The organism is Cohnella thailandensis, from assembly GCF_014212135.1.
In the GTDB taxonomy this organism is placed as follows: domain Bacteria; phylum Bacillota; class Bacilli; order Paenibacillales; family Paenibacillaceae; genus Cohnella; species Cohnella thailandensis.
In genome coordinates, this window is sequence record NZ_JACJVQ010000017.1 from 195,718 (window position 1) to 208,280 (window position 12,563).

General features: G+C 58.8%; 12 protein-coding genes. All 12 read left to right on the forward strand.

Annotated features, from left to right (window positions below):
- Window positions 1-94 precede the first annotated feature (94 nt).
- The 12 genes from cdd (at window position 95) to rpoD (ending at window position 12,526) form a co-directional block, all read left to right on the forward strand.
- Entirely contained in the window at window positions 95-526 is a 432-nt protein-coding gene (gene cdd / locus H7B67_RS19085; RefSeq protein WP_185121450.1) for a cytidine deaminase, read from the forward strand.
- A gap of 1 nt (window position 527) precedes the next feature.
- A complete protein-coding gene (gene era, locus H7B67_RS19090; RefSeq protein WP_185121451.1) occupies window positions 528-1,439 on the forward strand; it encodes a GTPase Era in 912 nt (303 codons plus the stop codon).
- A 145-nt stretch (window positions 1,440-1,584) separates the two neighbouring features.
- Window positions 1,585-1,743, forward strand: a complete 159-nt coding sequence (locus tag H7B67_RS19095) for a YqzL family protein (protein WP_185121452.1) — start codon at window positions 1,585-1,587, stop codon at window positions 1,741-1,743.
- Between the two features lie 69 nt (window positions 1,744-1,812).
- Window positions 1,813-2,613 carry a DNA repair protein RecO gene (gene recO, locus H7B67_RS19100; protein ID WP_185121453.1) on the forward strand — a complete coding sequence of 267 codons (801 nt, stop codon included), beginning with the start codon at window positions 1,813-1,815 and terminating at the stop codon, window positions 2,611-2,613.
- A 156-nt stretch (window positions 2,614-2,769) separates the two neighbouring features.
- Window positions 2,770-3,702: a prenyltransferase gene (locus tag H7B67_RS19105; RefSeq protein ID WP_185121454.1), complete on the forward strand. Its 933-nt coding sequence runs from the start codon at window positions 2,770-2,772 to the stop codon at window positions 3,700-3,702.
- 33 nt (window positions 3,703-3,735) lie between these two features.
- A complete protein-coding gene (locus H7B67_RS19110; RefSeq protein WP_185121455.1) occupies window positions 3,736-4,470 on the forward strand; it encodes a DUF6081 family protein in 735 nt (244 codons plus the stop codon).
- Window positions 4,471-4,880: 410 nt separating this feature from the next.
- A complete protein-coding gene (gene glyQ, locus H7B67_RS19115; RefSeq protein ID WP_185121456.1) occupies window positions 4,881-5,768 on the forward strand; it encodes a glycine--tRNA ligase subunit alpha in 888 nt (295 codons plus the stop codon).
- Complete coding sequence (glyS, locus tag H7B67_RS19120) at window positions 5,761-7,848, forward strand: glycine--tRNA ligase subunit beta (RefSeq protein WP_185121457.1); 2,088 nt, start codon at window positions 5,761-5,763, stop codon at window positions 7,846-7,848. Before glyQ ends, glyS begins: the two co-directional genes overlap by 8 nt.
- Window positions 7,849-7,868: 20 nt before the next feature.
- Window positions 7,869-8,675 carry a pyruvate, water dikinase regulatory protein gene (locus H7B67_RS19125; RefSeq protein ID WP_185121458.1) on the forward strand — a complete coding sequence of 269 codons (807 nt, stop codon included), beginning with the start codon at window positions 7,869-7,871 and terminating at the stop codon, window positions 8,673-8,675.
- Window positions 8,676-8,936: 261 nt separating this feature from the next.
- Window positions 8,937-9,407, forward strand: a complete 471-nt coding sequence (locus H7B67_RS19130; RefSeq protein WP_185121459.1) for a YaiI/YqxD family protein — start codon at window positions 8,937-8,939, stop codon at window positions 9,405-9,407.
- Between the two features lie 131 nt (window positions 9,408-9,538).
- Window positions 9,539-11,362: a DNA primase gene (gene dnaG / locus H7B67_RS19135; protein WP_185121460.1), complete on the forward strand. Its 1,824-nt coding sequence runs from the start codon at window positions 9,539-9,541 to the stop codon at window positions 11,360-11,362.
- Window positions 11,363-11,401: 39 nt separating this feature from the next.
- Window positions 11,402-12,526, forward strand: coding sequence for an RNA polymerase sigma factor RpoD (rpoD, locus tag H7B67_RS19140; protein WP_136371883.1), 1,125 nt, complete (start codon window positions 11,402-11,404; stop codon window positions 12,524-12,526).
- Window positions 12,527-12,563 lie beyond the last annotated feature (37 nt).

Below are 12,563 nucleotides of genomic sequence, written 5' to 3' on the forward strand. Positions count from 1 at the left end.
CGGGATGCCAGGATTGAAGTAATTATACATAATTATCGCGCGGGATCTCGTCTTCAAAAAACAAATAGATTGATAAGGGGAGGAATGGGAGAAAATGAGCTGGAGCGGTTGGACGCAAGAGAAGCTGCTGGAGCAAGCGGCCGAGGCGATGAAGAGAGCCTACGTCCCTTATTCCAAATTCAGGGTAGGGGCGGCGCTTCTGGATGCCGACGGGCGCGTGCATTACGGCTGCAACGTCGAGAATGCCGCATACTCCCCCTCGAACTGCGCGGAGCGTACCGCCCTGTTCCGCGCGATCGCGGACGGCCACGCGGCGCGTTCCTTCCAAGTAATGGCGGTCATCGGCGATACGCCGCAGCCGATTACTCCCTGCGGAGTATGCCGGCAAGTGATTTCGGAGCTGTGCTCCCCGGAGATGCCGGTCGTGATGGGGAACCTGCAAGGAGACATCCGCGTGACGACCGTGGCGGAGCTGCTTCCGGGAGCGTTCGGGCCGAGCGATGTGGAATACGGAAAGAAGGACTGACATGACGGACAAAAAAGACAAACCTAAATTCAAATCGGGCTTCGTGGCTATCGTGGGAAGGCCGAACGTCGGCAAGTCCACGCTGATGAACCAAGTGATCGGACAGAAGATCGCGATCATGTCCGACAAGCCGCAAACGACGCGCAACAAGATTCATGGCGTTTATACGACGGAAGAGATGCAGATCGTTTTCCTCGATACGCCCGGTATCCATAAACCGAACTCCAAGCTCGGCGATTATATGGTCAAGTCGGCCGAGGGAGCGCTCAGCGAAGTCGATGCCGTGCTGTTCCTGACCGACGTGTCCGAGGAGCTCGGAGGCGGCGACCGTTACATCATCGAGCAGCTTAAGAAAATCAAGACGCCGGTCTTCCTCGTGCTCAACAAGATCGACAAGGTGCATCCGGAGCAGCTGCTTCCGGTCATCGAGAAGTACTCCAAGCTTCACTCGTTCGCGGAGATCGTGCCGGTATCGGCGCTTCTCGGCAACAACGTCACGACGCTGCTGGACCAGATCGGCCGTTATCTGGAAGAGGGCCCGATGTATTACCCGGCCGACCAAATCACGGACCATCCGGAGCAGTTCGTCTGCGCGGAGCTGATCCGCGAGAAGATTCTGCAGCTGACCCGCGAGGAGATTCCCCATTCCATCGCCGTCGAGATCGAGAGCATGGGCAAGGGAGATAACGGCGTCGTGAATATCGGAGCCGTCATCTACGTGGAACGGCCTTCGCAGAAGGGCATCGTCATCGGCAAGCAGGGCGCGATGCTCAAGCAGGTCGGCAAGCTGGCCAGAGAGGACATGGAACGTCTGCTCGGCTCGAAGATTTTCCTGGAGCTGTGGGTGAAGGTGAAGGAAGACTGGCGGAACCGCGAGAGCGTGCTGAAGTCGCTCGGTTTCCGGCACGACTGACGGGGCGCAGCGGGCTCCCCCGCGCGACTTCTCTGCCGAATGGCTGATGGATGGCTAATGTTGTTAAGCATGCGGAAGCCCGGGCGGTGGCATCCTAACGACGGAATACGGGGCAAGTCATTTCCGGCGGAGAGGATGAGGCATTGTGCGGGACTTCACGTGGCACGTGTTTACGCAGACCGGCGATATCGAAGCCTACTTGCTGTATAAGGAAATGATCCAATTGGGGGCCGTCGGCCAAGGGCCGGAATCGGCGCCCGAAACAGCCTTGGGCGAGCCCGAAGGCGAACCGGCTTCGCCGTAAGGCGGAGCCGTCTCGATAAGTCCCGCCGGCGCTTAGAGCGGCGAGGCGGGGGTGGCGGAGGAGAGGCCGATGCTGTATCGCATGGAAGGGATCGTAATTCGCGGTACGGATTACGGGGAAGGCAATAAGATCATCACGATATTCACGCCGTCGCACGGCAAGCAAGGAATCGTGGTCAAGGGGGCTCGCAAGCCCAAGAGCCGATACGCTTCCTTAGCTCAGCTGTTTACGTACGGCGATTTTTCATTTTATAAGTCCGGCAATCTGGGCTCCTTGAACGCCGGGGAGATTCTCGAATCGTACCGCGAGCTCAGGGAGAATCTGGACCGATCCGCCTATGCCGCTTATGCCGCCGAGATGTGCGACCGGGTGGTCGGCGAGGAGGATGCCAGCGGGTACCTGTTCCACCAGTTCAAAGCGTGCCTGACGGCGCTGGCCGAAGGGAAGGACCCCGCCATCGTCATCCGAATCTTCGAGATGAAGGTCGTCCATGCGGTAGGCTATGCCCCGATGCTGGACGAGTGCGCGGCGTGCGGGCGAACGGAAGGCGGCTTCCGGTTCAGCGCCCATCTGGGCGGCGCGATATGCGAGCGGTGCCGGCATCAGGACCCGGGCGCCCTCGAGCTGGCGCCGCAAACCTGGAAGCTGCTTCGGATCTTCTCGAGGATCGATCTCAGGCAGCTCGGGCAGATCGACGTGAAACCCGCGATCAAGGCGCAGCTTAAGACGGCGATGAGGCGCTGGATGGATCACCACCTCGGGATGAAGCTCAAATCGGTTCATTTTCTGGACCAATGGGAGAAGCTGGACGAGCTGCCGCTTCCCGTTCGGCGATCGCCTCCCGGCGGACAGGAAGAGCAGTCAGAATGATTCAACGTTTCGCAACATATCCAGTACATAATCGGCGCTAAAGTATGTTATTCTGAGTACGGCACTTATTTGTATACGGCAAACGATCGCAAAGCTTCTTCCCTGTCCCACGGGCGGTGAAGAAGCTTTGCTTTGGCCATGGAAAGGGGTCGAACGATGGACAAGCTTAAAGAGAAATGGCTCGAATTCCGCAAAGCGTCGCGCTTCAAGGTCATTCCCGTGATGCTCATTCCCGTCGCTCTCGGCGCCTTGGGCGCTTACGTTTGGGACGGCGACTTCAACCTGTGGCTGCTGCTGCTCACGCTCCTCGGTTCGGGTTCCGCGCATCTTTTTTCCAACATGATCAACGACCTGTGGGACTACAAGAACGGCACCGACAAGGAAGCGCATGAGATGCAGGACGCGATCTCGACGAATTCCGGCTTCCTGACCAAGGGGATCTGGAGCGCGAAGAAGTTCGCGTTCGTGACGTGGATCCTGTTCGGAATCGCGGCTTTAAGCGGCATTATCCTTAGCTTTATCAGCGGATGGTGGGCATTCGTTTTCGGAGCGCTCGGCGGCTTGATCGCTTATTTCTACGTCGCTCCTCCGATTCGGTTCGGCTATCTGGGCAAAGGCTACAGCGAGATCGCGATTCTGCTCTCGTTCGGCGTCCTGCCCGTTGCCGGGTCGTATTACGTGCAGACGTCCCATCTCGATTACCGGGCTCTGCTGCTGTCCCTGCCGATCGGACTGCTGACGACGCTTATCCTGTTCAACCACCACTTCTTGCATTGGCAGGCGGATCGTCAGGCGGGCAAGAGAACATTGGTCGTCGTCTGGGGGGAGAAGAGGGCGCTTCGCTTCTCGCGGGCCTTGCTGCTGCTTGCCGTGCTTAGCCACCTTGCGTGCGCGGCGACGGGCGTCGTTCCGATCTACGCGCTGATCGCCCTGCTGACCGCGATTCCGTTGTATTCCGCGTACGGCAAGCTGAAGGAAAAGAACTCCTCCGTCGCCTACGCGCCGCTGATGGGCGCATCGGTCAAGATGACGTCGCAATTCGGAATCATTCTGATTTTATCGCTCGTCATTCAGGGGCTCATCCTTTAAAGCTCCCAATCTATACAACTGGAGATGAAGGTCATGGAGAAGATTTACGGAGATTTCCATACGATTCTGGACGAAGGCAAAGTGTGGAAAATGGGCGGCTTCAAGCTTCCGGACGGCTCGTTCTGGGAATATCGGGAGCCGGACGCCACCGTTATCGTTCGTAACGGGATGCTGTACGTGCGTGCTCCGCTGAGCCGCGGCCACGATCGCATTCAAATCCTCGACAACGCCAAGCACATGTACTACTCGGTCGAAGAGGTGGAAGCGCCCGAGCGGGGCGAGCTGACCTTCGAGTTCCAGCTTCGCTGCCGCACGCAAGGCACCGCGCCCGGCGACCTGTACGACGGGTACGTCTCGCTGAACCTGCTCGACTTCACGACGGGGGCCGCGCTCGACTTCTTCGCCGGCGACGATAAGTACGCTTCGGTTTACGCGGTGCTTCCGTTCCCGGGCGTCGCGGTGCCGCCTTCGGATAAAACCCGCTACTTCTGCGTCTTTAAGGAAGACACGAACTTCAAGGCCCGCGAATTCAACGATTACAAAATCGTCTATAACCGCGCGAAGGACGAGGTCGTTTTCTACGTGAACGGGGAAGAGGTACGCCGCGAGAAAAACGTTCCGATCAAGTTCAACCGCTTCACGATCGCTCTCGGCATCATGACCGAGAAGGATTTGTCGCCGGAAGGAAGCGTGTCGGTCCACGGCCAGACGGTTATCGCGGAGTATTCTCCGGTCAAGGTGACGATCAAGGAGCAGGCGGGAGAGTAATTCGACGAAATTCGTTTGACACGTCCCGGCAGCTTGAGCTACAATGTACTTTACAAATGGATTGGCGCTCGAAGAAGGAGAAAGTAGCCGGTTGCCTGTCGGCAGCTGCAGCGAGTCGGGGGATGGTGCAAGCCCGGCGCGACGGATCGGCGAATGGCGTCTCCGGAGAGGCATCCATTATGGTGTGAAAAAGCGGGCATGCGCTCGGATTCCATCTGGCCCCATCCTCGGATCGAGGTTGGCCGGAGCAATGGGGAACGACGCTGCCAAGTAGGGTGGAACCGCGGGAACGCAACGCTCCCGTCCCTACGTCTGCAGGGGCAGACGTAGAGACGGGAGCTTTTTGTCGCTTCCTCTCTCGCAGGCCCGCCAATTCAGCCCGTTTTGAGGGATAAGGAGCGATTGGGAACATGAATTTTCAGCAAATGACATTGACGCTGCAGCAGTTCTGGGCGGAACAGAACTGCATCGTCGTCCAGCCGTACGACGTCGAGAAGGGCGCCGGAACGATGAACCCGATGACCTTCCTGCGAACGATCGGACCGGAGCCGTGGAACGTCGCGTACGTGGAGCCGTCCCGCCGTCCGGCCGACGGACGCTACGGCGAGAATCCGAACCGTCTCTACCAGCATCATCAATTCCAGGTGATCATGAAGCCGTCTCCGGACAACATCCAGGAGCTGTACCTGGAGAGCCTGCGCCGTCTCGGCATCGATCCGCTGCATCACGATATCCGGTTCGTCGAGGACAACTGGGAATCCCCGACGCTGGGCGCCTGGGGCCTGGGGTGGGAAGTTTGGCTCGACGGCATGGAGGTGACGCAGTTCACGTACTTCCAGCAGGTCGGCGGCATCGACTGCCATCCGGTCGCGGTAGAGATAACGTACGGCATGGAGCGTCTCGCTTCCTATATTCAAGATAAAGAAAACGTGTTCGATCTGGAGTGGGTCGAAGGGGTCAGCTACGGCGACGTCTTCAAGCATCCGGAATACGAGCATTCCAAATATACGTTCGAGGTATCGGACGTGCCGATGCTGTTCCAGCTGTTCTCCACCTACGAGGCGGAAGCCAAGAGAGCGATGGACGAGAACCTCGTGTTCCCGGCGTACGATTACGTGCTCAAGTGCTCGCACGCGTTCAACCTGCTCGACGCGCGCGGCGCGATCAGCGTGACGGAGCGGACGGGCTATATCGGCCGCGTGCGCAACCTCGCCCGCTCGGTGGCGGCGACGTTCCTGCAGGAGCGCGAACGCCTCGGATTCCCGCTGCTGAAGAAAGGAGAGGAGCAACATGGCTAAGGATCTATTGCTCGAGATCGGCTTGGAAGAAGTGCCTGCCCGCTTCGTGCGCGGAGCCATCGACCAGCTGAAGGATAAAACGGAGAAGTGGCTGGAAGGAAGCCGCCTCGCCTATGAAGAAGTCAAAGCCTATGCGACGCCTCGCCGCCTTGCGGTTCTCGTGATCGGCCTCGCGGAGAAGCAGGCCGACGTCAGCGAGGAAGTGAAGGGACCGGCGCGCAAGATCGCCAAGGACGCGAACGGGGAATGGACGAAGGCGGCGCTCGGCTTCGCGAGAAGCCAGGGAGTCGAGCCGGAAGACCTGTTCTTCAAGGAGCTCGCGGGCGTCGAATACGTCTACGCGAACAAGTCCAGCATCGGCGTCGAGACGGCGGGATTGCTTCCGGAAGCTCTTCCCGCGCTGATTACCTCGCTGACCTTCCCTAAGAACATGCGTTGGGGAGGCTACGAGCTCCGTTACGTTCGGCCGATCCGCTGGCTGGTCGCTCTGTTCGGCTCGGATGTCGTACCGTTTGAAATTACCGGCGTGCATGCGGGCGATACGACTCGGGGGCATCGTTTCCTGGGGACGGACGCAAAAATCGTCGAGCCGTCGCAATATGTGGAGAAGCTCCGCGAACAAAGCGTCATCGCGGACATCGAGGAGCGGCGCAAGGAGATTCTGGACGGCATCGACCGGCTGGCGGAATCGCGCGGCTGGACGATCGCGGTGAAGGACGACCTGCTGGAAGAGGTTCTATTCCTGGTCGAGACTCCGACGGTGCTGACCGGCTCCTTCGATCCTTCGTTCCTCCATATCCCGCAGGAAGTGCTGATCACGTCGATGAGGGAGCATCAGCGCTACTTCCCGGTGCTGGACAAGGCGGGCAAGCTTCAGCCTTACTTCGTTACCGTCCGCAACGGAGACTCGGCTTCCATCGAAGTGGTGGCGAGAGGCAACGAGAAGGTGCTTCGCGCCCGTCTGTCCGACGCCAAGTTCTTCTACGAGGAAGACCAGAAGGTTCGCCTTCCGGACTTCCTGGCGAAGCTGGAAAATATCGTTTACCACGAGGAGCTCGGCACGGTGGCCGACAAGGTCCGTCGGATCTCGGCGGTGTCCGGCAAGCTGGCCCGCAAGCTGAACGCGGACGCTTCCGCGCAGGCGGACGTCGGCCGGACGGCGGAGCTGTGCAAGTTCGACCTCGTGACCCAAATGGTCTACGAATTCCCCGAGCTTCAAGGAATCATGGGCGAGGACTACGCGCTGAAGGCCGGCGAGAGCCAAGCCGTCGCCAAGGCGATCAACGAGCATTACTCGCCGCGCAACGCGGGCGATACGCCGCCGGCTTCGCTCGTCGGAGCGATCGTCGGCATCGCCGACAAGATCGACACGATCGTCGGCTGCTTCTCGATCGGCATCGTGCCGACTGGCTCTCAGGACCCGTACGCGCTGCGCCGCCAAGCGGCGGGCATCGTCGCTACCCTGCTTGCCCACGAGCTGGATTTGACGCTTCCGGAGCTGTTCCGGATGGCGCTCGAAGCGCATGCCGAAGCTCGTCCGCTCAAGCGCGAAGCGTTCGATATCCTGAAGGATCTGGGAGAGTTCTTCTCGCTGCGCGTGAAAAACGTGCTGACGGAGCAGCACATTCGCTACGACGTCGTGGACGCCGTTCTCAGCGCGGGCTCGGATGACGTTCGCCGGACGATTCTTCGGGCGAAGGCCCTGCAGCGGCATGCGGAAGATGGACGCTCGGAAGCGTTCCGGCCGACGGTCGAAGCGTTCAACCGCGTCGCGAACCTGGCCGCGAAGGCCGGGGAGTCCCGCCAAGTGATTCCGGATCTGTTCGAGAACGCGGCGGAAGGAGCGCTTTACGAAGCGTGGCAGAAGGCGCACGGCGAGTACGTTCTCGCCTGCGCGGAAGCAAATCTGGCCGACGGACTCGGCGCGCTCGCGGCCATGACCGGCCCGATCTCGTCCTTCTTCGAAGCGGTCATGGTCATGGCCGAGGACGAAGCGATCCGCAACAACCGGCTGTCGCTGCTCGCCTTGATCGCGGACGACGTTCGTTCGTTCGCCGATTTCTCCAAATGGGTAGGTTAATCCGATAGGAGGTGCGCGGGATGAGCGCCGAGAGCGTCACCGTTTACGTGGTGTCCGATTCCGCCGGCGATACCGGCGAGCTGGCCGTTCGCGCGGCGGCCGCCCAGTTCCATCCGCTGCAGGTGCAGATTCGCCGGATCGGCTTCATTCAATCCTGCGAAGCGATCGATGCGGTTCTGGCCATGGCGGCCAAGGATAGCGGCATCCTGTTGTTTACCCTCGTCATTCCGAATTTGCGGAATCACATGGTCGAGCGGGCCGCGAACGAGAACATCGTCGCGATCGACCTGCTCGGCCCGCTGATCGAGAACATGGAGAGAAGATTCGGGCGTCCTTCCCGGCATGAGCCCGGCTTGAACCACGTTCTGGATGCCGGCTATTTCCGCAAAGTCGAAGCCGTCGAATTCGCCGTCCGATACGACGATGCGCGGGATGTCACCGGCATCGGCAAGGCGGATATCGTCCTGACCGGCGTGTCCCGCACTTCGAAGACTCCGTTGTCCATGGTCCTCGCGCACAAGACGTTCAAGGTCGCGAACGTTCCGCTCGTTCCGGAACTGACGCCGCCGCGGGAGCTGTTCCTGGTGAATCCGAAGAAGGTCATCGGCCTTACCATTCGGACGGAAGCGCTGAACGCGATCCGGAAGGAGAGGCTGAAGGCGCTCGGATTGCCGGATTCCGCCTCCTACGCCACGCTCGCGCGAATCGAGCAGGAGCTGGAATTCGCGCATCGGATCATGAAGAAGATCGGCTGCGTCATCATCGACGTCTCGAACAAAGCCGTCGAAGAAACGGCAAGCCTCATCCTGGAACATTTCCAAAAGTGAGGCGTGGCCGGCGACCGGGCCGGAATCGCGCGCCGTCTAAGCATAACCAGCCATTCGCGACGCGGAATGGCTGGTTATTCGTTGAGTAGGACTAAAGGGAACATTTGACAAAAATTCGACATATTTGTGGCCGAAGTCTTGACAGCGGCGGGTATTAGGTATATCATTTGAAAATTTAATGGGACGCAGGCAGGATTTTGAACCGGATTAGCGTATATAATATTACGGCAAACTTTGGCCCAGATCATGTGGTGATGTCGGATGATCCCGTTTCGGAATCGGGTTGTGGTGGATGGAGACGCTTGTCCGGTCAAGGCGGAGATCGCCCAGACGGTGCGCAGCTGCGGCGCGACGGCGCTGCTGGTGTCTTCCTATGCGCATCATCTCGTCAGCGAGCCTTCGGTAGAAGTCGTGACGGTGGATTCGAGCGATCAAGCCGCGGATTTGTACATCGCGAACGCCTTGAAGCCGACGGACGTGCTCGTTACCGGAGATTACGGCTTGGCGGCGATCGGTCTTGCGCGCGGCGCGGCGGTGCTGACGCCGAGAGGACGGCAGATCTCCGAATCGGATATCGGCGGCCTGCTCGAGCAGCGTCATCTGTCGGCCAAGATGCGGCGCGGCGGCGCCCGCACCAAAGGGCCTCGCTCGTTTACGGACGAGGATCGCGACCGATTTCGGCATAAACTGACATTTCTCCTTCGGGATTTGCAGGAGAATCCGAATCGTTAGCGAATTATACTATCGGATCGAATCAAAAGCTGTCGCCTGCAGATCGGGAGAACGAATGTTCGAAGCCGTCGGTTCAAATCGCGAATCGAACCGTTTCGCGGTCGGGTCTCGTATAAGAAGGTGAAGCCAGAATGAACAACGGAATGATCCCGCAAGAGGCGATCGACGAGGTGCTGAGGCGCTACGATATTGCCGAAACGGTCGGTCGCTATGTTCATTTGACCAAGCAAGGGAAATATCTTAAGGGACTGTGTCCGTTCCACTCGGAGAAGACGCCTTCCTTCACGGTGACGCCGGAGAAGCAGATCTATCACTGCTACGGCTGCGGCAAGGGCGGAAACGTCATCAAATTCGTCATGGAGATGGAGAACGAGACGTTTCCGGAGGCGGTCAAGCGGCTGTCGGAAGAAGCCGGGCTCCCGGTTACGTGGACTCTCTCTAAGGAAGCGGAGGAGATATCCCCCAGACAAAGGGAGAAGGATACTCTATTCGAAGCGAACGCCTATGCAACGAAGCTGTACCATTATATCCTGCGCAACACGGCCGCCGGAACTCCGGCGATGGATTACCTGAGGTCGCGCGGCTTTACGGACAAGCTGATCGAAGAGTTCGGGATCGGCTACGCCCCCTCCAGATGGGATACTCTCACCCAGGCGCTCGCCCGCAACAACTTCGGGCTCGACGAGATGGAGAGGGGCGGCCTGCTGCTGAAGCGCCAAGAAGGTGAGGGCTTCGTCGATCGGTTCCGCGATCGGGTCATGTTCCCGATTCACGGGTCGGACGGCAAGGTCATCGCGTTCGCCGGCCGATTGATGTCGGCCGGACAGCCCAAGTACATGAACTCCCCGGAGACGCCGGTCTTCAACAAGAGCCGAACGCTTTACCGGCTTCACGAAGCTCGGGGACCGATCCGCAAGCTCCGGCAGGTCGTTCTCTTCGAAGGGTACGTCGATGTCATCAAGGCCTGGTCGGCCGGCGTCCACAACGGAGTAGCGACCATGGGAACGGCGCTTACCGCGGAGCATGCTTCCGTGCTGCGAAGGTTCGCGGACGAAGCGATTCTCTGCTACGACGGAGACGATGCGGGTCAGGCGGCCGCCCAGAAGAGCATTCCGATTCTGGAGGAGGCGGGGCTTCGGGTTCGAGTCGGCATGCTGCCCAAGGGGAAGGATCCGGACGAGTATATTTCGGAGAACGGTCCGGACGCTTTCATGAGGGAAGTTATCGAAGGAGCCGTATCGACCGTTAAATTTCAGCTCATCTATTTGAGGAAATCCCATATACTCCTAGAAGAAGAGGGGAAGATCCGCTATCTGCGGAGCGCGGTCAAGCTGATTGCCCGCAGGGAATCCCCGACGGAGCGGGAAATGTACCTCAAGGAACTGGCGCAGGAATTCGGCGTCTCGATCGATACCCTCAAGCAGGAAGCGTCGGAAGTGCGCCGGCAAGAGAAATTGGGCGCTTCTGGGGATATTCCGGACGGATCGTGGAATAATGTATGGAATGACAAGAGAACTTCGTCCAGGCATCCCGCGCTGGAGCCGGCCTACGTTCAAGCGGAGAAAAGGATCCTTTCATGGATGATGCTGGATTCGGAAACGGCCTATCTTGTCCAAGAAGAACTGGGCGATCGGTTTCATATCGAGGATCACGCAGCGATTGCTGCTTATTTATATACTTATTATTCGCAAGGCAACGATCCGGATGTTGGCAGGTTCATCGCGTTTCTGCAGAATGACCGGTTGGAGAGATTGGCTAGCGCGATCGCCCTCGAAGATACTCCATTCGACGAGAGGGTATTGAAGGATTGTCTGCGCACGATCGGTCAGGCTTCATTATCTCGTGATATCGACCGGCTTAAGGAAGAGCTGCTGCGTGCGGAGCGCGCTGGCGACATCATGCTTGCGGCAAAAATTGGAACAGAGATTATCGCCCTGGAGAAACAGTTGAAGTAGCAGTCGGCTGCTTAAATTCCGGGGAGGAGGGAGTCGGTAATGGCGAACGATCAACACACTGGGCTGGAGACGGAACTGACGCTGGAACAGGTCAAAGCCCAATTAATGGAGCAGGGGAAGAAGAAGGGTTCCCTGACCTATAAAGACATCATGGAGAAGCTCTCTCCTTACGACCAAGACACGGACCAAATCGACGAATTCTTCGAGCAGCTTGCGGACATCGGCATCGAAGTCGTGAACGACCATGACGAGCTCGGCCGCAGCAACGACGAGGAAGGACACGACGAATTCAACTTCGACGACGACCTGTCTTTGCCGCCGGGGATCAAGATCAACGATCCCGTTCGCATGTACCTTAAGGAAATCGGACGAGTCCCGCTGCTCGGCGCCGACGACGAAGTCGAGCTCGCCAAGAAGATCGAAATCGGCGGCTACGACGGCGAAGAGGCGAAGAAGAGACTGGCGGAAGCCAACCTCCGTCTAGTCGTCAGCATCGCGAAGCGGTACGTAGGACGAGGCATGCTCTTCCTGGATCTAATTCAAGAGGGCAACATGGGCCTTCTGAAAGCGGTCGAGAAGTTCGATCATACGAAGGGCTATAAGTTCAGTACGTACGCGACCTGGTGGATTCGCCAAGCGATCACGCGCGCGATCGCCGACCAAGCCCGGACGATCCGGATTCCGGTGCACATGGTCGAGACGATCAACAAGCTGATCCGCGTATCGCGTCAGCTTCTTCAGGAGCTGGGACGCGAGCCGACGCCGGAAGAGATCGCCGAACAGATGGAGCTTAGCGTCGACAAGGTTCGCGAGATCATGAAGATCGCCCAAGAACCGGTCTCCCTCGAGACGCCGATCGGCGAAGAAGACGACTCTCATCTCGGAGACTTCATCGAAGACCAGGAAGCGCTGGCCCCTGCGGACGCGGCCGCTTACGAGCTGCTGAAGGAACAATTGGAAGACGTGCTGGATACGTTGACCGAGAGAGAAGAGAACGTTCTGCGGCTGAGATTCGGCCTTGACGACGGCCGTACCCGCACCCTGGAGGAAGTAGGCAAGGTATTCGGAGTTACGCGAGAACGGATTCGCCAGATCGAAGCGAAGGCGCTTCGCAAGCTTCGCCATCCTAGCCGGAGCAAACGACTAAAAGATTTCCTCGAATAAGCCGATACAGGTATTAGCCTGTTTAGGAGACCTTCTA